Here is a 26532-nt window from a genome sequence, read left to right on the forward strand (position 1 = left end):
AGGATTCGGAGAGCGTGAAGAAAATGAGTTAGCTCGTGAGTTTTTCCGAACGAGATCCACTCATTTTTAGCTCGCCGAAGCCAGACAAAAATCAAATTGGAAGCGAATCGTTAAACCTGATAAACACCCGCCCCAATTTGAAGAAGAGATATCAGCCTTGATTTTTTGGTTCCTTTTTGATCAAGCAAAAAGGGACAAAGGAAAAAAATCGCGATTAATGTCAACTACCTGCTTTGGCGAAAAACCTTTGAGATTCAATCTTTTTCTTTAGCCAAAGACAAACAACCACGACATTCCAATTCCCACGGGTTCAACCCGCGGCTATTCAAGGTTGAAGTCCTTCAGACTTCGCGGATATTGGACGGTAATTGGGAAGTGGTCTGCGAGGACACAGACCACGGATGGAACGGATGGAGCTAATGACAATGGAAATACAAGCCAAACGACCTCAGGACCAAGCCTGAAAGACTTGAATTTGAAATTGATTGAAAACCCATTCATCGTTGGAAACACAATAGACAACATCCTATTTCATGACCTTTAAACCTTCCGGAATACTACGAACCCAATTGGGAACTTGGAAATACCTAGTGGTACTTGTCCAGCCACAGCAGACGGATGAGATACAGCATGCCTGAAAATACATGAAGGGAATACAGAAAAAGGAGCATTTGGGTTTTCCATGGCAAGTCCTTGAGCTTGGGGACAGATTGGATTTCGAAAAGGAGATGTTTTACGAAGACCAGATAGAGGATAAATAGGGAAATGGGAATTTGCCAATAGAAATTGGCATCCAGCATTCTGGTTCCGGATTCCGCAATCAAAAAATAAATGGATATGGCTCCCAATACCATAATCAAGGCATATTGGAAATGCCAGTCATTCCACAACCGCTTTCCCATCAAAAAAATCCCCGCGAAAACAAACAGAAAGCTGGTGGCCACATCCTGAAATTTGTTCTCCACATAGAAATCCCAAACCTCAAAAGGTGCTAAAATAATTTCAGATTTAGCCGAAACACCAAATACTTGGTCCGTAAAGGGATTTTGATGATAAATCAGGTATTTCTGAAAGAACACACCTCCCAAGAGCATTCCTGATAGCAATACTGTCAGAGCAAAGTTTTGGTCAAATCGCTTTCTTTTGAGGAGATCAATCAAGGGCAGGGCGGGAATAAACACAAAAAGAAAACTGGGTTTGATCGACAATACCAAGACGCCCAAGAGCAATTGCGCCCACCACCACTTTTGTTTGGGAGATCCAATCCATTCTAAACTCACAAAAAACAAGGCAATGGAAAAAGGAAATACAAAGATCGTGGTGGAATTGTGCCAGACATTGGGCGTAAACTTGCCTAGATACCAATAGAGTCCCTCAAAAACATAAACATAAACTGGAAAGAAAAACATCAAGCCAAAAACAAGCATTCCCGAAAACCAAGAATGTGCGCGGAAATCAATTTCTTGGGATTTCAGATAAAAAAGAGAAATGAAATATTTGGCTAGGGAAGCAAATCCCAATACAAGGATAGCTGCCAATACAAAAGGATACCGGAATGAGCAGAATTTATCGACAAGCCCGATGGTCCAATAATAAAGGGGCGGCATTGGAAGTATATCTTTTTCCAATAAGTCCATATAGATATAAACATGGCCCTTCATATCCGTGGAAAAATTGTATTTGAAAATCTAGGAAAAGGCAAAAAGCACTATCGAAAAATACAACATGGAAAGGAATCCATTGACTATCCCCACCTTTAAAAATTCCTTATTTTTCATATTTCAACATTTCAAATATAGTATTGCTTAGGATTTTGGTTTTAGTCAATTCCAACTCTAAATACTGAAAATAGCCGGGCATCTGACTGGACTCATCCGCCTTTTGCTGGACCAAGTAGTACCGGTCAATTTCTCTGAAAGCATTGACCCCGAACCTCTGAAAAGCCCTTTTTTGCATGGGACTACGGGAAATCCAGCCCGTCTGAAGCATCGGCGGTGGATTTTGGAAATCATACTTTCGATTCAGCAATTCAACACTGTACGCATGCACAAAAACCTTTTCCCCATCAGGGACCTGATCCAAAAGCTGATAAAAATCCTTGTTCCATACCGCCCATTTGGCCTCCGCTTTCACAACATTGAGGGAATGAATACCCATTAGCGCCAAACAAAGGAGGACAAACACTGACCCTAGGATCATTGGTATTTTTGCCAACCGGTTGAGGAAGGCAACACCCAACAAAATCAGGATAAACAAGGTCTGCACCCTGCCTGCTAACAAGAAAAAATGGTTGACCGACAAAAAGAAAACCACCCAAATGAAGAGAAACCAAAACGTCTTTTTTTGTCGGAATCCAACCCATAAGGCCAGGGAAAAGAAAAAGAAAAAGAGCGCTTTTTTATAATACTCATATTTGGTGCTTACCAAAACCCTTGACAAAGCAGTTTTGAAATAAAATAAATCGAAATATCCCTTGTTCAATCCCTTCTTTTTTTCGACCAGATCCGCTGTGGATATTTTTTGGGCATCCTCAAAAAGCCATTCCTTGAAATAAAACCATTCCGGCTCCTCCTCCCTGTCGATCAGCGCCTTATTCATCTGAAAAACTGGATGGTCAATGACGCCCGACCGGGCCTTGTTGAAGGCGACATAGTCTTTGATTTCCTCCCGATTTTCGTAGTGAACTCGGTAACCAATCAGAAATAAAACCCCGAAAATCAGCCATTTTTGCCTCCAAATCACCAGATGGATTTCCTTGAACCCTTGATGCAACAGCCAATAGGTGCCAAATCCGATGACCATCAGGAAAAAGGCGTCTGTTCTGATCAGGACCGAAAGGAGGATCAGGACGTAGGCAAGAAAACTAGAAGTCCCCTTTTTGCCCTGCAGCTGGAGAACAAGACCCAAAATTCCTGAAAATGCAGCAATCCCGGCAACGGCTGTAAACTGGAGGAAATAAAGATGATGGATGGCATAGGTCAGAAACAATACAATCCAGAAAATCCTTTGATTCAATAGCTTTTCCTGGGAAAGTACGATCCGGACCCACTGCACATAGGCCAGATACACCACCAGAAACCAAGTCAGAGGATACCAGGGAATGGATGGGAAATTGCGGTAGCAAAAAGCAAAAAAATGGGAGAGCAAGGGATGGATAAACACCGCATAAGTTTCGAATTCGCCCGTATAGGCGCCCGATACTAACCACATCATCAAGACGTCATCATTGACCTGAAACCTGAAAGGTAGCAAGTAGGCGACCATATACAGAATTGCCCCAATAAGGATGAATATATGGTAAGTGGTGATTTTAGCAATCATTTGATTTGATAGAGATAAAGATCCCAAGCGGATAATTCATTTTGAAAATAATGCAACAAGACAAGTTCCGGCACCTCCACCAAAACGGAGGAAAGGAGATAATCCACTTTCAGGTCATTTTTCAAGGTTGTAAAATCGAAATCAAGGTCTTGGATGGGTTGGTGAACCCTCCATTTGAAAGCTGTAAAATCATCCGGATAGGTGGCGTTCTGCAAATAGCATTTATTTCCCCAAAGGTAAAATTGATCAGATAAGAATTCATTTTTGTTTAACTCCTGGGCGATGGCTTTTCCCACAGCATGTTTGTGTGTCAAATCATAATTTTGGAGGTAACCGTCCAGACAGGTCAATCCATTGTAAGCACTCACGGCCGGAGGAAAATTGAGATGGCCAATCACTGCATGCTTCCACCCTTCTCCCAAATAGGTTTTGATCTCCTCAAATTGGGTTACCGCAAAATAAGACTGGAAACTTGGAACTTGCTGCTCGGTCCAAGGGACAACTCGACTGAGCCAATGTCTCCACTCATATTGATAGACGAAAATATTCAAGCCGATAAGGAGAATCAAAAGGTGGTTTTTGAATCGGAAATCCATTTGCAATATCAGGATGCCGAGAAGAGCAAACAACAGAAAGGGAAGCAGGTGATTGAACCTTAACAGGTTAATGGAATTCAATTTGGATATGACTGTCCCCATTTGGTCCAAGAATCCAAGATTGGAAATCCCCCAACAGCACAGGAGTATCCCCAACAATGAAACCAACAAAAGCAGGCTTGTCTCTTTTAGCTTTTTTTGGACTGCTGTGGAAATCAACAGAACACCCGCTAACAGTGGATAAACCACCGAATGAAAAATACCGCTGTAATCCCCGGATTTGAGCATTCCCCAAAGGGTCCAATCGGTCCATAAGCCCCAAGAAAATGTGAGTTCCTTTCTATGGCTTTCAAAACCATGGTTTCCAAACAATGCATACAACAACTGATATTCCTGGACAAGGGAACAAAACAACCAAAATCCCAAAAGAAAAATATGCGGAACATGCCATTTTCGATCCCTCCACATCCAGAAAATGGACCAAATGGAAAAGGTTACCCAGATAAAGAAACCTGCTAGGGCAAACATAGAATAACCCGCATACACAAAAATGATCCCGAAATGAAGGGCGGAAAGTTTCTGGAAACGCAGTTGGTCCACTAGCACAAAAATCAGTGGCAATGCCGCAATAGAAATCCCTCTGTGCGGATAAAAGACCAAGGTTGCCCAGACGAGGCTAAAGAGAACCTTGGTCAGGGAGGTACTGTTTTCTGGCTTTTGATGCGATAGGAAAACAAACATGCAGGCAAAAGCGATCAACCCAATCAGAAATTTATTGAGGGCATAGGCCAAAAAGGGAGGGAAAAAGAAATAGAGCAACAATTCCAGGTTCAAGCCGGAAGGATAGGACATCCTTGGGGTTTCGATGACCATGCCCTTTACCATTTCCATTGGTCCCGAAAAAATCATTCCCTGATCCCTGAGCATTTTATACCAGGCGACATTGGAATCCAAATTGTCCGACACGATGATGGGGACTTGCTCACCCAGCCAGAGATATGGAAACATCAGCAACCATAAAACCACGGTGACCAAGGACCATCCAGCGATGGAAATCTCCCCGAGACAGGACAGTGGATTATTCCCCCTTTCAATCATGGTTTTCCTTTAAAACATATATTTCTACCCCAATCAAAGGCTTTTCCGGGTGTTCATATCGCAAGTAATTTTGTTGAACTGCATATGGCAATGAATCCAAACCGTTGAATAAAATCACCTTTGCATTGAGGTCCTTTGCAAAATAGGCTTCAAAGTGGGAAGGGCTCCAGATCCCCGGCGTCTTGGGGATTTGTCTATTCAGTAAATACAAAGGTCCCGGTATACTATAGAGCGGAAGTACCTGTAAGTTTTCGGCTTGAAGTTTTTCTAAAATCCCTTCGAGATTTTGGAGGAACAGGATTTGTTCCCGATCGAGGAAAATGACTTTTTTTCCTTGATAAACAAACCTTTCCGTCTGATGAAAGATCGGTTCTAAACCAAAAGGTCGCCACCACAAACCATCCAAAACAAATGGGAGAAAAGAAATACAGATGGCCAAAACCGCTATTCTGAGTTGGTGAAATTCTCCATTCACTTTAAGCCAAACCATAATCCAAAGGATCCATAAAAAAAGATAATGCACGCCGAGCCGCATAAAATACACATTGCTCCCAAAATGGAGAACAAAAGGCAAGAAAAACAAAACCAAGAGCAGGAATTTGATTTTGGGACGGCTTGCCTTGGTTGATTTGTTCATTGTCAAAAACCCCATGGCAAACAGGATACCGAATAAGAGGTAAAACGTCGATTCCTCCGTAATGGTGATCCAATAAATACAAAAAAAGGCAATGGAAAGGGAGCAAAAGGCAAAGGCTGTTTTAATCCTTCTATTGTTGCTTTGAAAAAAAAGAGCGCCCAGAAGACCCGATCCAAAGATCAATCCACTCCAAAAAATCCCCACCAGAACGGACTTCAACACATGAAACAACCCATACCCGTCCCGCAATTGGCTGAATTGGAACCCTTCAATCATTGACAACAGTCCTGATTTCCCCAAAACCAAACCAAATATGGCTTCCATGATCACCAATGGAAGCAGCAACAGGAGAAGGCTGATGATTATTCTCTTTTTTGCGAACAAGTCAAATCCAAGAATCAGAACCAAAAAGCCAAAAAAGACCGTGATTTTGATGTAAAACAAAAAAGCAAGAAATGTTCCGGTGAAAAGCATTGTGATGAGACTGCTTTTTCCCTTCCAATATGCCGTTCCATAAACCCCAAAAAGAAAACAGGTCAAGACTACTGTCAGGGAATTGTAGGACAAAGACTGTGGCAAGAAAGCGTATCCGCCAAACAACGAAATCAAAATCAGGGGAACGATCTGCATCCCGGTTCCTTTTTGCCAATCGTCGGGAAAGAGAGCAAGCCAAAACCGGAAAACAAAACCCGCCGCCATAAAATACAACACCAATCTCAAAATCCTGAGTTGCACAATACCGAACTGGAAACCAGTAAACCGGTAAAACAATTTGAAAAAAAGATCATAATTCAACAAGCCGTACTGATTGGGTTGATGGGGATCGGTCAGCATCAGGTACATGCCCTCATCGGAAAAATCAAAGCCTTTGTCCAATCCAAAAAGGATGATCGCCACATAAATCCCCAATAACGCCGACACCACCAATTTGTCCATTTGGATAAAGGCATTTTTTACGAAGAGGCTGGACGATTTTTTCAATTCAATTGTTTTGAACACTATTCGGTAAAACTATCTGATTTTTACTTTTAAAGGAAATGAAATATGCGGACAATTTAGAATCCAAAAAAACCACCCAAATTTTTCAGTTTTGGGTGGCTTTGAATTGAATGAACAGAAAATTACTTTACGGATTTATTCAGGTCAAATCGGCACCTGCATCTCGATTACATGTTCCTTTCCATCATCTTCCAAAACTATTGAAGCACCCAATCCTTTTTGATCATCCATTTTCCACCAAGATTCGGTTTCCGCCGCAGTCTGGAAAACAGTGATCCGGTAGGTGGAACTTCCCTTTCGGTAAATGACGGATACCGATGGCCAAGACAATGGGAAACAAGGATTGAAGCTCAGTACATTGCCCTGGATTTTCATCCCGATAAGAGAACCTGTGATAAATTGATACATCCATCCCGAGGAACCCGTGTACCAGGTCCACCCTCCCCTACCTTCGTGGGATTCATTGGCATAGACATCCGCTGCCATCACATAAGGTTCTACTTTATAAACCTTGACTTTATCGGCATCAGAGGCATGACCGATGGGTTGTACCATACTGAATAGTTCATAGACTTTTTCTCTTTGGCCCAGGGCGGCAAAAGCCATCAGCGTCCAGATGGCGGCATGGGAATATTGCCCTCCATTTTCCCTTACACCGGGGACATATCCTTTGATATATCCTGGGTTCGGTCCTTCTTTGTCAAAAGGTGGATCCAGCAATTGGATGAGTTGGAGGTCTTTTCTGACCAGATGTTTTTCCAAGGAATCCATGGCTGTCAAGATTCTCTGACTGTCACCGGCGCCGGACAAGACCGCCCAGCTTTGGGAAATGGCATCAATGCGACAAGCCACATTTTGTTTGGAACCCAAAGGGCTGCCATCATCAAAAAAGGCCCGAAGATACCACTCCCCATCCCATCCCGATGCTTCAATTTTCGCTTTCAGGGTCTTGGCTGTTGTCCTGCAGGTGTCGGCAAATAGAGAATCTCCATAACCTGATGCAATGGCTTCATATCTACTCAATACATCATATAGGAAAAAAGCAAGCCATACGCTTTCTCCCTGGCCTTTGTGCCCCACCTGATCCATTCCATCATTCCAGTCTCCAGAACCTATCAGGGGAAGGCCGTGGCTACCAAACCGAAGAGATTGGTTAATGGCGCGGACACCATGTTCATACAGACTTGCCTTCAGGTTGCTTGTCGAGGGAAGGTCGTAAATGGAATCTTCACCTTCTGCCAACAATCTGCCTTCCAGAAAACCAACCTGTTCATCGAGTATTTGGGAATCACCTGTATCTGTGATGTATCTGGAAAGCACATAAGGCAACCAAAGCAAATCATCCGAACAGGTGGTACGAACACCTCTTCCTTCTGGTGGATGCCACCAATGCTGTACATCTCCTTCCACAAACTGACGGGAGGCACTCAGAAGGATTTGCTCGCGAGCCAACATGGGTTTGGAATGAAGCAGTGCCAATACGTCCTGCAACTGGTCCCTGAAACCAAATGCACCTCCGGATTGATAGAATCCGCTTCTGGCAAATATCCTGCAGGCAATCGTTTGGTAAGTCAGCCAACCATTGGTCAATATATCCAAGGCAGGGTCAGGCGTGGTCACTTGCACCGTACTGACCATTTCTTCCCAATATTCCTTTACTGCCTGAAGGGAAGTCTTCACAGATTCCTGGTCAGCAAACTTTTGGAGAAGCGCTTCTACTTCGGCTGGATTATTTCCGGTCCCTAGTTGAAAGATTATCTCTTTTTCTTCCCCTTCAAGCAAGTCGAACTTGACCTGTAATGCTGCACAGGGATCCAACCCTGCGCCTAGGCTACCAGAAAGTTTGGTCCGGTGAAGGGCTTGGGGATCTTCAAGATTTCTGTTTCTTCCGATAAATTCTCCGCGATCGCCGGTGAAACATCTTTCAGCTCCTTCCACTTTGAAAAAGCATATCTTCTCAGCAAATGCGGTATTGTACCTGTTCCTGAACAGAAGCGCCCCATTGGGCTGATCCCATTCGGAAAAAACATGCATGTTTGTTTTGGAGCGAAGATCCCCCAAAATCATTTCCATGAAACCTACAGCTGAAATTTTTCGATGCGTTCCCGATTGGTTTTTGATTTTCAGAACAATGAATTTTACAGGAAGGTCCTTATCCACAAATACACACATTTCCGAATGAAGACCCATTTCTGAATGCTCAAAAGTGGAATATCCAAAACCGTGTGTCGTGATATAGGGTGTTTTCCCCGCTCTTGGAAAGGGAGAAGGTGACCAGAAATGACCTGTTTTTTCATCCCGGAGGTAAAAGGCCTCCCCTCCTGTATCCGAGACAGGATCGTTGTGCCATGGGGTAATGCGGTATTCGTGCGCATTGATTGACCAGGTATACGCAGACCCATTTTGAGAAATGACCGAACCAAAACCAGGATTAGCAATCACATTTACCCATGGGGCTGGTGTGGTTTTCACCTTGTCTGTTAGGATTTTATAGGATTTTCCATCTGGAGAGAATCCACCCGTCCCATTAAAAAACAACAAGTCGCGAGGCAGAACCATTGGCGTTAGGTCCCCAAATTCAGGCATGGAAGCCGCTTCCAATAGTGGCGGAAGTGCTTTGGGTACAATCTCTCTGTTCACTTGTTCGGACAATGTTCCGTTGCTATCGTGAATGATGATGCGGGCAACACTTTCGAAAAGGACTCTGTCTTCCGGAGAAAGCTGATCAGCGGATTTGACGAAGATATTTCCAGGTTTGTTATTGGTTTCATGTCTGAAAGACTCCATGGTGATGAGACCAAGGATTTGTTCCTGAAGAACCTTTCTATAAGCTCCATGGTCCTCATTCCAAATGACCAAATCCACTGCCAAGCCCTTGAGACGCCAATAGCCATGGGCTTGGACCATTTGCTTGACAAGCTCCATGTTTTCGGGATTTTGAATATGCAACAAAACGATAGGGATATCTCCGGAGACCGAATGGCTCCAAAGCCCGGACTGTCCCCTGGAATTGGCAAGGATGACCGATGGATCCGCCCGAAGCGAAGGATGGGGATAAATCAAAGAAGCGGCCAAGCGGTCATATAGATGCGCATCTGACTCTGTGGCATTGATCTGTCTCAAAAGCACCTGATTATGGGTCCAAGAAAGTTCAAAGGCACGCTTTTTTAGGTGACGGTCACGGTACTTGTGCATCAGCGCCTCACAGCTTTCCCTCGTATCGCTGATCCCATAGATCAGGTCTACCGTTCCGGTTTGTTGGGGTTTGATGCTGATTTTTAAACGGATTGAGACAATTGGATCCAAGACAGACCCCTGCTTCCCCGACAACCTGTTCACCTTCAGGGCTTGCGGATGGGCCAGGGTGTTTCCCCTTCCAATAAACTCCATCCGATCGGTTTCGTATGAAACCTCTTCCAATTCAGCTCCATGGGTCTCCATCAGGTGAAACATCCACGGGGGAATTTCTCCTTCCGACCGGGGTCTGCGTGTACATATTACCGCTTTTTCTTCCGGAAGTATTTCTGTTTGGACAAAAAGATTGCTGAATGCAGGATGCGCTTCATCAGAAGCCTGGCTGGCCAGCACAATTTCGGCGTAGCTCGTCACTTCCAAGATCTTGGTAAAGTTGGTCTTGTTGGTGATTCTGATCCTTCTCATTTCGGTATCATCCTCAGGAGAAATGACAATTTCAGTTTTGGTTTCCACTCCATAATCCTGTCTGTAAAACTCAGCATGACCCTGGGAAAAAACCGCTTGATACACTTTCGCTGGATGCATGGTGGGTTGATAGGTATTTGACCAGAAAACACCACTGCTGATATCCTTGATATAGCAGAAAATACCCCTATTGTCTTGGGTAGTATCTTCCCGCCAACGCGTCACGACGATATCTTTCCATCGACTGTAACCTCCACCGGAATTGGTGACCATTACCTGATAATTTCCATTGCTGAGCAATTGTACTTCAGGCATTTGGGTGTTTGGTATCTGGATGATTCGGGCCTTGACCCCATCATCCGTTACTGAAGCATCCATCAGGTCGGCAGTGTGGGCGAAAAACAAAGTCGTCCTCGGTATCCGCTCCTGAAGCAATAAAATCGTCGCCTGAAAGCGGAGTTCAGAAACGAATCTCTGCTGCATGGGCTGATCCAGAAGCAAATAAGCCAGGGACAAGAGCCCCATTCCCTGATGATGTACCATATAGGAGCGTACAATGGCATTTTTCTCTCCCCTAGGCAGACGGCTTACGGTATAATCTATGGCTTCATAAAAACCAAATTCCCCTTCAAAACCTTCTTTGTAAAGCAATTCAAGATTTTGGTAGGCTTTTTTGGGTGAAACCATCAAAGCCATCATCGTTGCATACGGGGCGATCACCAAATCCTCTTCCAGACCACGCTTAAGACCGATTCCAGGAACCCCAAAGGCATGATATTGGTAATTCAAACTGGCATCTACCTGATTGTACCCGGATTCGGAAATTCCCCAAGGCACCCCCCGTTGCGCACCGTATTCAATTTGTCTTTTGACTGTGGCTTTGTTGGTTTGAAAAAGCAGGGTGTTTTCATAAACTGGCATCACCAATTGGGGCATCAGGTATTCAAACATTGACCCACTCCAAGAAAGTAAAATCGGACCTCCACCCGAATCGGTCAACAAGCGCCCGAGGGCAAACCAACTTTCCTGTGGCAACTTGCCTTGGGCAATGGCCACAAAAATCCCCAACCGTGCCTCTGAAGCCAGCAGGTCATAATTTCCACTGTCCTTTTTTCGTTCTTCGACATTGTAACCAATACTGAGGAGACTTGTGGATTTGTCAAAAAGAAAGTCGTAGTCAACCTCAGACAGTTGCTCGCAGTATTCGGCAAGTTGGGTGATCAAAAGGTTCCTTTTGCTTGCCATAATGCCTCCCTGTGCCAAGGCTTCCCTTACTTGGGCCAACCATTCCTTTTGCTCTTGACTATTTTGCGCCATGGCATATTCATCCAGTATTTGGGAATAGGTTTCTGATGCGGTTTGGATGGCGTGTAAAGTTGGGTTGTCGATTATTGGCGCAAGAAGTCCAAATTGTTCTGGAACTGGGGTCAATCCCAACCAAGGCGCCAGAAGAAGCCAATCTTCCCGTGTATTTTTGATTTGGGTCAACAATCTTTTGATCCACCTTTGGTATTCAGTTTCAATTCCCGGATTTTGGGTTTCTCCCTGTTCAATAAAAGAAACCAAATCATCTAGCAGGTTTTTCAGTTTTCTCAGAGAAAGGGTTTCTGTAGCCAATGCTGTTTCCAGCATGCCCATGATTTTTGCAGAAATTTCATTTTGTTTTCCAACAGAAAAGTCCATTACAATCCCGGCGGTAGTTCTGAGTCCTTCGATTACCCGCTTGCCCACAATCGGGTCTTCGGGCAAAGCCAATAGCCCCTGCCGAAAAGTAAGCAAGTGCCCGATCAGATTGCCACTGTCCACTGTTGAAATATATTTGGGCTGTAAAGTGGTTAAGGAAACAGTGTCATACCAATTGTAAAAATGACCTTTGTACCTTTCAAGTTCCAGCATCGAGGACATCGTCTGCCTGGATCTTTTGACCAGTTCACCGCTCCCAATGTATCCAAAATCATATGCGGATAGATTTGCCAACAAAGCCAGCCCCATGTTCGTGGGTGAAGTTCTGTGGGCGATTTTGGCAACAGGTTCTTCCTGAAAATTATCCGGAGGAAGGAAATTGTCAGGCTCGGCAACAAACTGCTGAAAAAACGACCAGGTTTTTCTGGCTGTTTTGTGCAGAAAAAAGAGCTCATCTTCAGGTAATCGCACATTTTTCTCCGATTTGGGTTTGCCTAGACGCCATGCAAGAGCAGGAGCCAAAAGCCATAACAATAGAATCGGAGAAGCCACCAGTAGGGATATAAATTGGCTGTTGTAAACCAAAATCCCTATCAAAACCAGTGACAAAAGTGGAGGAAAAATCATTTTCCCGTATATCTGTAGAAGTTTATTTTCGGTTTTCCTTGCTGTATTGGCTGAAGGCGTCCATTCCAGTAATTTTTTTCCGGAAATGAAAATCCTCCAAATGGTCCGAAAGACTGCATCTGCAAAAACGAAAGCCTCATAAGGCAAAACCGCAAGTCCAAAAACAAACCTGATCAAGAAATCCCTGACCACACCGCCCACTTCCGAAAGGTGTGCAGTTGAATTCAGCTCTATGGGTTTATGGAGCAATTGCCAGCCTGCGGCCATCATCAATGGCAACAATACTATCAAAGTCACGGCTGCAGTCCAGAACCAAGAAAAAGGCAAAATGGTCCAACCCATCAGTAAAACCAACAGCAAACAAAGAGGCACCAAGCTCCTTCTCAGGTTGTCAAACAATTTCCATTTGGAAAGGCTGGAAAGCGGATTGCTTTTCCATTGGCCATCTGCATCCTTTACAAAAGGAAAAATCCAGGCTGCAATCTGCCAATCCCCCCTTGTCCACCTGTGGTAACGTTTGATGTCGGCATGGTACTGGGAGGGATTTTCCTCATAAAGCAGCACATCGCTAAGCAAGCCCGAACGCACATAACAGCCTTCCAGCAAATCATGGCTCAATATCCTGTTTTCAGGAAACACCCCGTTCAATCCCTGTTCAAATACATCCACATCATAGATTCCTTTTCCGATAAAGGATCCTTCCCCAAAAAGATCTTGGTACACATCGGAGGAAACTCTGGTATAGGGATCTATGCCGGTGACATCTCCCTGCATTCGGGAATATAAGGATACTGCCGATTTAGAAATGGCCGCAGCCACTCTGGGCTGAAGAATACCATATCCCTCTGTCACTATCTGTCTTTTTGGATCAAAAACAGGATGGTTGAGCGGATGTGCCATGGTGGCAATAAATTTCCAGACCGTTTCCCTGGGCAATTGTGTGTCTGAGTCAAGCGTGATCACATATTTTACACGTGACAATATCCTTTGATTTCCAGAGATCAAGGAAAACTCATTTTTATCTTTCCCTCTTAAAAGGGCGTTCAAAGCCGATAATTTGCCCCTTTTCCTTTCATAGCCCATCCACTTTCCTTCCCGTTCATTCCAGGTTCTTGGACGGTGGAAAAGAAAAAATATATCCTCTTCGTTTTGATATTTCTGATTCAGTACTTCTATTTTTTCACTGACAAGTTCGAGAAAACCATCATCTTCCGGCATTAATTCAGAGCCCGCGTCCATAAAGTCGGTCAATAAACCATAATGCACATTTTTCTCCTTGTTGGCCAAAAACCTGATCTCCAAGGCCTCAACGAGTTCTTCGATATAAGCCTTACTCGAAAGCATTGTCGGAATGACCACCAGGGATCTGAATTCTGTGGGAATACCCCTTGAGAAATCCATTCTGGGCAGCATTTTGGGATTAACACTGATCGTTGCGATCCAATTCACCAATGAAACCGCAAGCTGTGCCGCACCTGAAACCGCAATCAATGCCAGCACTGCCAAGATCGGCCATTCGAAATTACTGTAGCGATTGACCAAATGGAGCATGCCATAAGAGGCAATTCCGGTCAGTGCAGCAATGGAGAAAAAATAAAGAAACATGGGTATTTTCCCGGAAAATCTTTTGAATTTTTGGGTGAAGGTGTACCTTCTTTCACAGATTTTTTCTGTCTGTTCCAACCCTTTGTCCACCAAGAAATAACCCACGTGGGACATCCTGGCCTCAATACCTTGGCTAATCGCATTTTCGTGTGCCAAATCCACCGCCTTTTGGGCAACTTCAGTTTCGGAAAATGGACTGTATTTGGCAATGGCTTCTACAACATGCCTGTACCTGTCCCTGGTCGCAAAATCCATGAAAGGATAGGTGCCGGAAACATCCTGTCTCAGGATTTCCTCCACGCTGCTGAGTGTTTCTACAAATTCACGCCAATCATTGGCTCCCAAAAATCTCAGGGTCCCGATGCTGTTTCTTACCGAAACTTGGTTGGCTGCCTGCTTTTGGTTTTCCTTGCCGACAAGTTCATTGCTGGAATAGCCCATTTCGACAAGCTTTTGCTCCATCCATGTCAGAGGCAATGCCAGAGCGGGTCCCTTCCCTTGAAGTTTCCTCACCATGCCAGCTACAAAAGGGCTGACCAAAACAGGATTTGACCTTGCCATATCGGCAAGATCCAAAACCAAATTTCCCGGACTTTCCTTCACCGTGGCAATCATCCTGTCTGCCCAATAATCGGCAAAGTTATGATCCACCATATCCAGTGCGATCTTATTGGCAATCCTGCGTAAATTTTCGATCACGGCCAAGCGAAGCATGATCGGAATGGCCCAGAGTTCTCCAAGAGTAAGGAGGCTTACTGTCTGATAGGCGGAGATGAAATTGCTCAAGCTCTTTACATCCACCCGACCGTCACTGTGGGAAATAATTTCCAACACGATGTCGTACACACGTGGCAATCCTGAAGACAATCCATTCCCCAAACTTGGGAGGGTTTCACTGTATCCTTTTGGTAAATGGTCTCTTGCAATGACCACCTGCTCTTCTATCAGGTAAAAATTGTCCAGCAGCCATTCGGCGGCAGGCGTAATGGTTTTGCCCAGCCGGATGCTTTCCACCAATAAGTTTCGGGCCTCGACCAGTGTCGTTTCATTTTCATCCAAGCGTTTGAGCAACTTGTCTGCCGGTTTTTCAACCTGAAGTTTATGGGATTTGGCCAGTACTTTACCATGGGCATAGATTTGGTCCATACTGAACAATTCAGAGCGGAAAGGCTCTTTTGTTTCAGCAATCATCGCCGCATTCCCTCCTTGAAAATAGACCCTCCAATGGGACAGTATATCAAAGACAGAACTAGTTGTTACCTTCATCATATAAATTTTATTTAAAGCATGAGCTTAAATTGAATAAATGGGTAACCCAGACCTAAATAGTAAAAAGGCCTTTTTCATCTGAAGGAAATTAGCAAGAGAAGGTTTGGGATTTTTACCTTCCAAAAAAAGATAAATAGCTTATTTCAATTTAATTTTTTTCAAGTTAGATAAAATTGATTTAAGATAAATAATTAAAGATTTGCATAAATTAAAGATTTACTTCTCGCGAAATTTCAGATGCATTTTCCCATTCATCCCCTCCTACGACGCATTCACACACAAAATTTATTCTTGTCATTCAATTCACAGTACCTTTGGAACAATTCAATAACCCAATCGCCAGAATTTAATGAAGAAATTTACCGTTTTGACCATACTATATTTTAGTTTGGTCGCTATACTTTTCGGTCAGAAGATAAATGACAAATATAAGCTGCCGATCCGATTGGCGAGTTCCCCCATTGTCATCGATGGCGTGTTGGATGAGCAGGCATGGTTGGATGCTTCGGTCGCAAGCGAATTTTTCATGATTACCCCGATGGACACCAGTTTTGCTCAAGTCAAAACCGATGTGAGAATGACCTATGATGCGGACAACCTCTATTTGATCGTCGTCAATCACCATGGCATGGAGGGGCCTTATATGGTAGAATCCCTCCGCAGGGATTTTTCATTTGGCAAGAATGACAATTTTCTCCTCTTTATGGATCCCTTCGATGACCAAACCAATGGATTTTCTTTCGGCGCCAATGCAGCCGGTGCCCAATGGGATGGCATCATGTTCGAAGGCGGAAAAATCGACTTGAGCTGGGACAACAAGTGGGAATCCACCGTGAGGAACTACCCCGATAAGTGGGTTTTTGAGGCGTCCATTCCATTCAAGTCCATTCGTTATAAGAAAGGAATCACCGAATGGGGAATCAATTTCAGCCGAATGGATCTCAAAACAACCGAAAAATCAAGTTGGGCGCCGGTTCCAAGGCAGTTTCCCTCAGCATCTCTGGCTTATACGGGTACTTTGATCTGGGACAATCCTCCGCCTCAAGTAGGTTCCAATATTTCCCTGATCCCCTATGCGATGGGGGGAGTAACCAAAAACATCTCCGAAGGTGGCCAAGAAGTATTCAAGAGGGAGGTTGGCTTGGATGCTAAGATCGCCTTGAGCTCTTCCCTCAATCTGGATTTGACGGTGAATCCTGATTTCTCACAGGTGGAAGTGGACAGACAAGTGACCAATCTGGACCGATTTGAATTGTTCTTTCCCGAAAGGAGACAGTTCTTTCTGGAAAACGGAGATTTGTTTGCCAATTTTGGATACGAGAGCATCCGTCCATTTTTCTCGAGGAGAATTGGCTTGAATGCACCCATCAATGTTGGGGCAAGGCTAAGTGGTAAAATCAACAAAGATTGGAGGATCGGCGCCATGAACATGCAAACCGGTGAGGTGGATGAATCCGGATTGCCTGCCCAAAATTTCAGTGTTTTGGCCCTCCAAAGAAGGGTCTTCTCCAGGTCCAATATCGGCGTCATCTTTGTAAACAAAGAATCCCTAAACTATCGCCCTGACCCCAGCGAAGACAAACCCGTTTATTCCAGATTCAACAGGAATGTGGGCTTGGAGTACAATCTGGCTTCCTCCAACAACCTTTGGACAGGAAAGGCCTTGGTCCTAAAATCCTACAGCCCCGGCCAAACCGGAGAAAGCATGGTCCATGCGGCAAACCTGCGGTATAGCAGTGGAAACTTGACTTGGAATTGGCAGCATGAATACGTGTCCGAAAACTACACTGCGGAAGTTGGCTACGTGCCAAGAAACGGATATTACAAAATCAACCCCAGCATCGGATACCTGTTTTTCCCCAAAAGTAAAAAAATCCTCAGCCACGGTCCAGAATTCAACACCAAGTTCTTTTTCAATACGGACATGAAGGAAACCGACAACGAAAGTTACCTGTTGTATCGGGTGAGGTTCAGAAGCCAAAGTGTTTTCAGCGCATGGACCGCACACGATTACGTCCAACTCCAAAGGCCATTTGATCCGACGAATTATAGCGGGGATACTTTGGCCACTGGAACCCAACACAAATGGAATTCCTGGGGAACGGAATATACATCAAAGCCCCAGAGCATTTTCACCTATGCCTTTTCGACTCGGATGGGAGGATATTATGCAGACGGAGATCGCTACAATGTGGCCGCGGAACTCGGCTACAGGTTCCAGCCCTTTTTCAGTCTTACCCTAAATGCCAACTACAATGAAATCCATCTCCCTGAAACATGGGGAAAAACCAGGTTTTGGTTGGTGGGGCCGAGACTGGATGTAACGATGACCAACAAGGTCTTTTTCACGGCATTTGTCCAATACAACGAGCAGATCAAAAACATCAACTTGAATACCCGCTTTCAATGGCGATTCAAACCCGCCTCCGATCTCTTTTTGGTTTACACAGACAACTACCTTCCAGCACCTTTCTATGTAAAGAACCGGGCATTGGCATTGAAATTCACCTATTGGTGGAATGTCTAGGTGAAATTTCGGACAAAGTTCACCGTGTATTTCTTGAGGTTTGTAAAGAAATAGTCCATAATTGAATACACTAAAATTTATTCAACATCAACAATAAAGCTGTCAAAAATCCTTGGAGGCACCCGTTTAAAAAATTCATGCAAAAACCACGGAGTGTTTCGCAGAGAACGCAAAGAAAAAACAAATTCTTCCAGATCTTCCGAAAACCAACAGATTCTAAAAACCACAGTAAAAACCTTTGCGACCTTCACGAGACACTTGGCGCTCTCTGCGTTAAAACAACCTCTCGCAAAGCCCGCAGAGTTTTTCGCGGAGAACGCAAAGAAAAAAACCTAATACCCTCCCTCATCTTCCGAAAACCAACAGATTCTAAAAACCACAATAAAAACCTTTGCGACCTTCACGAGACACTTGGCGCACTCTGCGTTAAAACATTCTCTCGCAAAGTCCGCAGAGTTTCTCGCGGAGAACGCAAAGAAAAAAATACATCCTCCCAAATCTTCCGAAAACCAACAGATTTTCAAAACTGCCAAAAAACCTTTGCCGCCTTCCCGAGACACTTTGCGCACTCTGCGTTAAAACATTCTCTCTCAAAGTCCGCAGAGTTTTTCGCGGAGAACGCAAAGAAAAAAATACATCCTTCCAAATCTTCCGAAAACCAACAGATTTTCAAAACTACCAAAAAACCTTTGCGACCTTCCCGAGACACTTGGCGCTCTCTGCGTTAAAACAATCTCTCTCAAAGTCCGCAGAGTTTTTCGCGGAGAACGCAAAGAAAAAAATACATCCTCCCAAATCTTCCGAAAACCAACCAATTTTTAAAAACAAAAAAACCTTTGCGACCTTCCTGAGACACTTGGCGCCCTCTGCGTTAAAACAACCTCTCGCAGAGACCGCAAAAAAAACAATGGGTTCGAACCCCTCCCTCAATTCAAAACCTGAGATTAGGTCCAAAAAACCTTTGCGTCCTTCGAGTAAAACTTAGCGCCCTCTGTGTTGAAAATTCAGCAAAAACAGGTTTTTCGCAAAGCACGCAACGTGTTTCGCAGAGAACGCAAAGAAAATAACAACACATCCAAACCCCTCCCTCAAATCCAAACCTGAGATCAGCTCCAAAAAACCTTTGCGTCCTTCGCGTGAAACTTAGCGCCCTTTGCGTTGAAATTCCGCAGAATGAAGGTTTTCACAAAGCAAGAAGCATGTTTCGCAAAGACCGCAAAAAAAACAATGGTTTCGAACCCTGATTTTAAAATCAAAAAAACCTTTGCGTACTCCGTGAGAAACTTACCTCTTTGGGTGAAAACAGTTTCAGACTAAATGGCCTTATTCCTTACGTAGATCAATTTAAACCTTCCTTTCTGGTTTTCCCTTTTTTCGATTTCGAATTTGTTGATGGCGCTGATCAAGGGTGTTAATTTTTGGAAACCAAAGTTTCGCGCGTCAAAATTGGGTTGCTTTTTTTGGAGCAGATTGCCCACGTCTCCCATGAAAGCCCATCCTTCCTCATCTGCCAAATCCGAAATCGTGCTGGCGATCAATCGAATCAATTTCGGATTGATCTTGTCCACCTGAGGTCTCGGAGCGCTCTTTTCTTTTGGATCATCCTGATCCTCAACTTGTTGGTTCAGTATTTCGAGATAGATGAATTTGTCGCAGGCAACGAAGAATGGTTCAGGCGTTTTCTTTTCCCCGATTCCGATGACCAACATCCCCGCTTCTCTCAGACGTGTCGCCAACTTGGTGAAATCACTGTCGCTGGATACCAAACAGAATCCGTCTACCCTTTCTGAATAGAGGATATCCATGGCGTCAATGATCATCGCCGAATCTGTTGCATTTTTGCCCGTGGTATAGCTGTACTGCTGAATGGGGCTGATGGCATTTTCAAGCAGGACATTTTTCCATTTCCCAAGTTGTGGCTTTGTCCAATCCCCGTAAATCCGCTTAATGGTGGGGTTGCCGTATTTGGCGATTTCCTCCATCATTTCTTTCACTTGGGTGGCGGGAACGTTATCGGCATCTATCAACACGGCAATTTTAAGATCAGTCTGCATAAGAAGGGAAGGGTGTTAAAAATTATTCAATAGCACCTAAAGGTAATCAAAAATTGGGAAGCCGCTGTTTCTGGATTTAAAGATCCCCCCGTTCCCTGCTCTTTAAATCGAAATAATGGGTTTCTCCTGTAATAATTTCTTTGTCTCCTTAAAAAAATAATAGAGTTTTCACGCAACCCACTTGTTTCAAAATGGATGACATAACCTATAAAATCTTCCCTAAAGCACTTGGATACCTTCTTGACCCCATCCTAACAAACCTAAGCCAATTGCTGGAGGAAGGGAGATTGATCCTGAGAATCAGGGGATTGGAAGAGAGGAAAATCAATCCAAATTTAATATCCATTGTGATTTGAAAAAGTCACAAAATTCAGCCTAAATTTGCGCTATAAAAGCGGGTGTAGCTCAGTTGGTAGAGCGTCAGCTTCCCAAGCTGAAGGCCGTCGGTTCGAACCCGATTACCCGCTCTTTTTTTGAAAAACCCTTTGATTTTCATTCCCGATTCTTCCTCTAATTCCTAGATCTTATTGCGTTCCTTTCTTTTGGTTTCAAAAAACCTTGTCTTTTCGTTGACTCAATCGATGTATTTTTTAAATTCAGCAAAAAAACAAAACAACAAAATGATAGTATCCACCACACCAAGCCTTGAAGGCTACAGAATCACCGCCTATTTGGGCATTGTCACGGGAGAAACCATCATCGGGGCAAACATTTTCAAGGACTTTTTCGCCAGCATCACAGATATTGTCGGGGGCCGATCTTCCGCCTATGAAAGGGTTTTGCGAGAAGCAAAATCGACTGCAATGGCAGAATTACAACAGCAAGCACAAGCATTTGGCGCCAATGCCGTCGTTGGAATAGACCTGGACTATGAAACCATCCGAGAAGGTATGTTGATGGTAACTGCCAGTGGAACTGCCGTCCGGGTGGAAACCATCCTTTAAAAACCTGAAAGCAATCCAGCAACTTCCTTTTAGTAATTGGACCGACGGGAATTGAAAAACATTGACTGTTCCAAACCAATAAAAAAGATACCCGTACTTTAGAAAACCAGTCTTGAACATCGCTGTTTTTCGCTGTTTTTCAACAATTCTTAACCTAAACGGAAGGAGTGATCGACCAATTTTAGGTTGATCCTCCCCCGTTTGGAAGATGCTCATTTACTGAAATAGATGCCTTCCCGATAAAGAGTTGCGATAGGTGATGTCCTGTCGGAGCCACCTTGATTGTATATTATTTTGGTTTTCGCATAATAAATGGTTGAGGCAAGAATTTTTTCAGACCTATGGCATTTCTTGGCTTGCGAAAATGGTGGATGATTTGGAAAGAACGACCAATAACCCATTGATACGATACTTCATCCTGAATTTTTTCACTGTTCTATTCCTATTGAAAAATTCAAATATTCCAACTAAAGTTCTGAATAACATTGAATTGTCAATTAAAAAGGACTGACTTTTCCTTTTCTAAACAAATACAGTTAAATTTAGTTAAAATATCATTCAAAACTTAAAAGAAACTCTATGAAAAAATCGTTACTCTTTTTATTGGTGTGCATTGGGCTGAGTTTTTCTCAAACCCTACAAGCACAAACAAGAACGGTCACTGGGAAAGTGATCACAGAAGAAGATGGATTGGGCTTGCCTGGGGCAGCTGTCCTGATCAAGGGGACGACCACTGGCACCACGACAGATATGGAAGGTAAATTCTCAATCGACGTACCCGCTGGAAGGAATATTTTGGTGATTTCGTTTATCGGATTGAGATCCCAAGAGGTGAATATTGCCAACCAATCCAGTATCAATGTCACAATGCTTGCGGATGACACGGATTTGTCTGAAATCATTGTGACGGGAACCAGAGTAGGTGCGAGATCAAGGATAGATTCTCCCGTACCGGTGGATATCATACCGGTATCCAAGGTAATCGACGCTTTGGGTCAAGTCGACCTGAACCAAATCCTGACCTATATTGCCCCTTCTTTCCAATCCAGCAGGCAGACCATTTCCGATGGTTCTGACCATGTTGACCCTGCACAATTGAGGGGTTTGGGAACGGACCAGGTTTTGGTCTTGGTGAATGGAAAAAGAAGGCACCAATCTGCCTTGGTAAACGTAAACGGTACTGTGAACAGAGGTTCCGTCGGTACGGATTTGAATGCCATTCCTGCAAACTCAGTGGAAAAAATCGAGATCCTGAGGGATGGAGCAGCTGCACAATATGGATCCGACGCGATCGCAGGAGTAGTCAATATTATCCTGAAAAAATCAGTGGGACTCAGTGGATCCTTTGCTTCTGGAACGCATGTCACCAATTATGACAAAAACTTCATCGTCAGCGGTGGGGAAAATTCAAGCGTGAGCGTAACAGATGGAACGATGGTCAGCGCAGGTTTGAATTATGGCATGAAAGTCGGAAAGGAAGGTTTTTTGAACGTTACCGGCGAGTACGTCAAAAGAGGCTTCACCAACAGAACAGGTACCTATGCCGGACAGATCTTTCCTGCAGTTGGCGGAGTAAATGTGGACAATGCCGAATTGCTGGCAAGAGGTCTTTCGCGTGATGATTTTGACATGCGTATTGGCAACTCTGAAGTAAACGGAGGAGGCATCATGATCAATTTTTCGCTTCCGCTAAAAAACGGAATGGAAATTTACTCCTTTGGAGGATACAACAATAAAAAAGGAAACGCTGCAGGTTTTTATCGCTATCCAAACAGTGTTCCCGCAGCAGTTCGTGGAAATGTATTTCAGGTTTACCCAAATGGTTTTTTGCCCAAAATCAATACGGACATTACTGACCTTTCCAATACCATTGGACTTATGGGCACACTTGGTGAATGGAGATTTGATTTGAGCAATACTTTTGGACAAAACATTTTCGATTTCGAAATCACCGAATCCGTGAATTACACCCAAGCACTTCAGACGGCCAATTTCCAAACAGAATTTGATGCCGGGGGATTGAATTTTCTCCAGAACACGATCAACTTCGATGCGGCAAGAAAATACGATGTATTGGCAGGTCTGAATGTGGCTGTAGGTGCTGAATTCAGGTTCGAGCAATTCGGAGTGAGGGCAGGTGAAGAAACCTCCTACAGAAATTTCAATCCTGACGCAGGAGTTCCAGCTGGCTCTCAAGTATTTGGCGGCTTCACCCCTTCTACTGCTGGATATTTCAACAGGAACAACAAGGCAGTTTATCTTGATGTGGAGCAGGAATTCACCAAATCCTGGAACGTAGCCGCCGCCATAAGATTTGAAGATTATTCCGATTTCGGAAGTACCTTCAACTACAAACTCGCTTCCCGATATAAAATCGCTGAAGGATTCGCCTTGAGAGCCTCCACCAGTACGGGGTTCAGAGCGCCTTCCATGCAGCAGATTTATTACTCCAGGGTGAATACGCTGTTTGTCACAGTGCCGGGCAGTGGCCTTATCCCGATAGAAAGTGGGACTTTCAGAAACAACAGTGAGCCTGCAAGGATCTTGGGCATACCCACCTTGAAGCAAGAAACCTCCAGGAGTTATACCATCGGAACGACCTTACAGCCCACGGAAAATCTGGAAATCACCGTGGATGCCTATCAAATAGACATCGATGACAGGATTGTATTGACCAACAACTTCAACGACGGTGGCAATGAAATCATTCGGCAACAATTGGCAGCAGCCAACGCCACTACCGCCAATTTCTTCACCAATGCCATTGACACACGCGCAAGGGGAATTGAATCTGTCATCACCTACAATGTCAACCTGAACAGCACCTCTTCGATCAGTTTTATCTTGGCCGGTACATTTATCAACAACACCGTCAAGAAAGACAGTGATGGCAAAGCGATTATCAAAGGGTCTCCGATATTGGAGCAAACTGGACAATTGGGCAACTATTTCAACAGAGAAGACCAAAGCAGGATCGAAGTAGCCAATCCAAGGGATAAAGTGAGTTTTATGGCCAACTATAACGTGGGAAAATTCACTTTTATGGCAAGAGCCGTTAGATTTGGGCAGGTGGTGTTCCTTGATCCAACGATGGGGAATGATCCAGGTACTTGGCCGGTGAATACGCTTACAGGCAATAGGGAAACACTTGACCAGACTTTTAGTCCCAAAGTGGTCACCGATGTGACGCTAAGCTATAAATTCACGGATCATTTAAGATTGAATGTGGGTGCAAACAACCTATTTGATGTCTATCAAGACATGCACAACCACAGTGGAAACTTCAGTGCAGGAAGATTTGTCTACTCCAGAAGAGTCCAACAAATGGGCTTCAACGGAAGGTTTATCTTTGCCAGAATGAGCTTCAATTTCTAGAATAAACAAATTTATATTTACTCAAAAAAGGCTTTCCAAATGATTGGAAAGCCTTTTTTTATGGTCCCAACAAAAAAAAATTTGAACCCGAAATATGCAATAGGTTGCCAAATGGGATTGAAACTGAAAGAAAATCAGCCGATTGGAAGAATAATTCCTGACACCAATAGGGTGAAATCAAGAATAGTCAACATCCAATTGATTGTCATTCAATTACAATATTGCGTTGAGTCCGTAATGCGTAAAACGGATTGAATCAAGCAGACATGATTTAGGAGATTGGGTTTTTCAGGAACGGTTCAACCCGAAATATACTTTCCACTTCCGAATAGGGCTTGAAACTGCAGGAAATCAGTCCCTCTTTAGACCAACTGGAGCTTATATGGTGAAGTCAGAAATTAAAAAAAGACTGATGATGAATCAATTTCAGGGTGAAATGGAACATGCATAATACAGGTTTACAAAGACAGCCATCTTAAAATGAAAACCGCAATGGCTTTGTCCTTTCAAAATATCGCCTTAGATGTTTCCAAAAGCAAAGATCACAAGCCTAGAGCATTTTTTTCTTCAAATCCGTCAAATCAGCTTTTTTGATCACCTCATTGTTGATCACCACCACGGGTGCGGATTTGCAAAAGTCCATACATTTGGTTTTGATGATCTTGAACTTCCCCTTGTGGTCCTCGGATTTGATCAACTCCTTGATTTCAGACTGGAGGTTTTTGCAACCTGATTTTTTACAATCGGATCCGTTGCATACGAAAATGAATTTTCTATAAGTTGGCATAATTTGATTGTCTCTGTGATAAATTTAAGGCAATTGCTTCAATGCAATTTTCGAACCCGTATTTTTCCCTGGCACTTTTCTTATAGTCCATGGACAAAACGCAGGAGCAATCCCGCCAAATAGGCCCCATAAGTACCCACCGCATATCCCAATACCGCCATCAGAACCCCTACTGGAGCCAAGGAGGCATTGAAGGCAGAGGCAACGATGGGTGCAGAAGCTGCACCTCCCACATTGGCCTGAGACCCCACAGCCACGAAAAAGAAAGGAGCCTTGATCAAATAGGCTACTATAAGCATGATGGTGATGTGGAAAAACATCCAAAGGATCCCGATCAGAAACAGGATTGGACTGTCAAAAATAGCCATCAAATCCATCTGCATCCCAATGGTCGCTACCAAAACATAGAGCAAAACCGATCCCAACCTGGAGGCTCCGGCACCTTCAAGTTCCCTTGATTTGGTAAAGGAAAGCATCAATCCTCCTGTCGTGGCAATGATGACAATCCAGAAAAAAGTTGAATCCAATGAATACTGGGCCATTTGGGGATAATTTTCGCCGATGTAGGGCGCCACATTGTCCGCAATCAAATGCGCAAGACCCGTCAGACCAAAGCCAATACCCAATATCTTCATCGTATCCGCCATATTGGGCACCTTGAGGATGCTCTCCCTGTATTTTTCTACCTTTTCCTGCAACTCCAAAATTGCAGAACTGTCAGCCCGGAAGAGCTTGTCAATTTTTTCGGGTTTCGCAGCCCAATAGAGCAACACTGCCATCCAGACATTGGCGACCAAGACATCCACTGCGATCATTTGGCTGAACAAGGCTGGACTTGCTCCGAAAACCTCCAGCATGGCTGTCTGATTCGCTCCTCCACCAATCCAACTCCCGGCGATGGTCGCCAAACCCCTCCACACCTCGTCCGGCCCAACACCTCCCAAAATCTCCGGATAAACTGCTGAAACCACCAACAAAGCCAAGGGGCCTCCCAGTATGATTCCCAATGTACCTGCCAAAAACATGATCAGGGCTTTTGGCCCCAATTTTAGAATTCCTTTGAAGTCTATACCTAAGGTAAGCAAAACCAAGGATGCCGGTAGCAGATACCTTGACGCCACGAAGTAAAGTCTGGATGTTTCGCCTGAAATCAATCCAAAGGAATTGAGCAGCGCTGGCACAAAATAACAAAGCAAAATGGAAGGGACAACCCGGTAAAATTTAAGCCAAAAATTTCTCTTGCTGGAAGCCGTGGCAAAAACCAAGGCCAATATGGTCATCAAAATTCCAAAAACTACGGCATCATTGGTGATCAGTGGGCTATTTTCCTGCATTTTCTGTTCATTTGAG

General features: G+C 44.0%; 13 protein-coding genes and 1 tRNA gene. 6 read left to right on the forward strand and 8 right to left on the reverse strand.

Going from position 1 to position 26532, the window contains the following annotated elements; translation table 11 throughout:
* The first annotated feature begins 331 nt into the window (after window positions 1–331).
* Window positions 332–544, forward strand: coding sequence for a hypothetical protein (locus Q7J63_RS04675; protein ID WP_304884354.1), 213 nt, complete (start codon window positions 332–334; stop codon window positions 542–544).
* Window positions 545–587: 43 nt separating this feature from the next.
* Here the strand turns inward: Q7J63_RS04675 and Q7J63_RS04680 are convergent, their stop codons facing one another.
* The 5 genes from Q7J63_RS04680 to Q7J63_RS04700 all read right to left on the reverse strand — a co-directional run bounded on the left by Q7J63_RS04680 (window position 588) and on the right by Q7J63_RS04700 (window position 15495).
* On the reverse strand, window positions 588–1628 hold the full coding sequence (locus Q7J63_RS04680) for a hypothetical protein (RefSeq protein WP_304884356.1): 1041 nt from the start codon (window positions 1626–1628) through the stop codon (window positions 588–590).
* A gap of 139 nt (window positions 1629–1767) precedes the next feature.
* Window positions 1768–3321 carry a hypothetical protein gene (locus Q7J63_RS04685; RefSeq protein ID WP_019597599.1) on the reverse strand — a complete coding sequence of 518 codons (1554 nt, stop codon included), beginning with the start codon at window positions 3319–3321 and terminating at the stop codon, window positions 1768–1770.
* Entirely contained in the window at window positions 3318–5015 is a 1698-nt protein-coding gene (locus Q7J63_RS04690) for a DUF6044 family protein (RefSeq protein ID WP_304884358.1), read from the reverse strand. Before Q7J63_RS04690 ends, Q7J63_RS04685 begins: the two co-directional genes overlap by 4 nt.
* Entirely contained in the window at window positions 5008–6633 is a 1626-nt protein-coding gene (locus Q7J63_RS04695) for a hypothetical protein (protein ID WP_304884360.1), read from the reverse strand. Before Q7J63_RS04695 ends, Q7J63_RS04690 begins: the two co-directional genes overlap by 8 nt.
* A 162-nt stretch (window positions 6634–6795) precedes the next feature.
* A complete protein-coding gene (locus tag Q7J63_RS04700) occupies window positions 6796–15495 on the reverse strand; it encodes a glycoside hydrolase family 94 protein (RefSeq protein ID WP_304884362.1) in 8700 nt (2899 codons plus the stop codon).
* Window positions 15496–15844: 349 nt separating this feature from the next.
* On the opposite strand from Q7J63_RS04700, the gene Q7J63_RS04705 reads away from it, so the two are divergent.
* Window positions 15845–18022 carry a DUF5916 domain-containing protein gene (locus Q7J63_RS04705; RefSeq protein WP_304884363.1) on the forward strand — a complete coding sequence of 726 codons (2178 nt, stop codon included), beginning with the start codon at window positions 15845–15847 and terminating at the stop codon, window positions 18020–18022.
* 1313 nt (window positions 18023–19335) lie between these two features.
* Here the strand turns inward: Q7J63_RS04705 and Q7J63_RS04710 are convergent.
* Complete coding sequence (locus Q7J63_RS04710) at window positions 19336–20076, reverse strand: NYN domain-containing protein (RefSeq protein WP_304884365.1); 741 nt, start codon at window positions 20074–20076, stop codon at window positions 19336–19338.
* 191 nt (window positions 20077–20267) lie between these two features.
* Here Q7J63_RS04710 and Q7J63_RS04715 point away from each other — a divergent pair, with 191 nt between their 5' ends.
* The 4 genes from Q7J63_RS04715 (at window position 20268) to Q7J63_RS04730 (ending at window position 24395) form a co-directional block, all read left to right on the forward strand.
* A complete protein-coding gene (locus Q7J63_RS04715; RefSeq protein WP_019597609.1) occupies window positions 20268–20432 on the forward strand; it encodes a hypothetical protein in 165 nt (54 codons plus the stop codon).
* A 38-nt stretch (window positions 20433–20470) separates the two neighbouring features.
* Window positions 20471–20543: transfer RNA gene (locus tag Q7J63_RS04720), tRNA-Gly, on the forward strand.
* A gap of 153 nt (window positions 20544–20696) precedes the next feature.
* Complete coding sequence (locus Q7J63_RS04725) at window positions 20697–21020, forward strand: YbjQ family protein (protein ID WP_026333606.1); 324 nt, start codon at window positions 20697–20699, stop codon at window positions 21018–21020.
* 579 nt (window positions 21021–21599) lie between these two features.
* Window positions 21600–24395: a TonB-dependent receptor gene (locus Q7J63_RS04730; protein ID WP_304884367.1), complete on the forward strand. Its 2796-nt coding sequence runs from the start codon at window positions 21600–21602 to the stop codon at window positions 24393–24395.
* Window positions 24396–24945: 550 nt separating this feature from the next.
* Here Q7J63_RS04730 and Q7J63_RS04735 read toward each other — a convergent pair.
* Together Q7J63_RS04735 and Q7J63_RS04740 are read right to left on the reverse strand one after the other, a co-directional pair.
* Entirely contained in the window at window positions 24946–25182 is a 237-nt protein-coding gene (locus Q7J63_RS04735) for a ferredoxin (RefSeq protein ID WP_019597614.1), read from the reverse strand.
* Window positions 25183–25262: 80 nt separating this feature from the next.
* Entirely contained in the window at window positions 25263–26516 is a 1254-nt protein-coding gene (locus tag Q7J63_RS04740) for a DUF819 domain-containing protein (protein ID WP_019597615.1), read from the reverse strand.
* Window positions 26517–26532 lie beyond the last annotated feature (16 nt).

It is taken from the genome of Rhodonellum sp. (assembly GCF_030656585.1).
Lineage (GTDB): Bacteria > Bacteroidota > Bacteroidia > Cytophagales > Cyclobacteriaceae > Rhodonellum > Rhodonellum psychrophilum.

Coding starts and splice junctions, on each gene's coding strand:
- Q7J63_RS04685 (WP_019597599.1), bottom strand. CDS start 3,321: ATGATTGCTAAAATCACCACTTACCATATATTCATCCTTATTGGGGCA.
- Q7J63_RS04735 (WP_019597614.1), bottom strand. CDS start 25,182: ATGCCAACTTATAGAAAATTCATTTTCGTATGCAACGGATCCGATTGT.
- Q7J63_RS04710 (WP_304884365.1), bottom strand. CDS start 20,076: ATGCAGACTGATCTTAAAATTGCCGTGTTGATAGATGCCGATAACGTT.
- Q7J63_RS04740 (WP_019597615.1), bottom strand. CDS start 26,516: ATGCAGGAAAATAGCCCACTGATCACCAATGATGCCGTAGTTTTTGGA.
- Q7J63_RS04700 (WP_304884362.1), bottom strand. CDS start 15,495: ATGATGAAGGTAACAACTAGTTCTGTCTTTGATATACTGTCCCATTGG.
- Q7J63_RS04730 (WP_304884367.1), top strand. CDS start 21,600: ATGAAAAAATCGTTACTCTTTTTATTGGTGTGCATTGGGCTGAGTTTT.
- Q7J63_RS04690 (WP_304884358.1), bottom strand. CDS start 5,015: ATGATTGAAAGGGGGAATAATCCACTGTCCTGTCTCGGGGAGATTTCC.
- Q7J63_RS04715 (WP_019597609.1), top strand. CDS start 20,268: ATGGATGACATAACCTATAAAATCTTCCCTAAAGCACTTGGATACCTT.
- Q7J63_RS04705 (WP_304884363.1), top strand. CDS start 15,845: ATGAAGAAATTTACCGTTTTGACCATACTATATTTTAGTTTGGTCGCT.
- Q7J63_RS04725 (WP_026333606.1), top strand. CDS start 20,697: ATGATAGTATCCACCACACCAAGCCTTGAAGGCTACAGAATCACCGCC.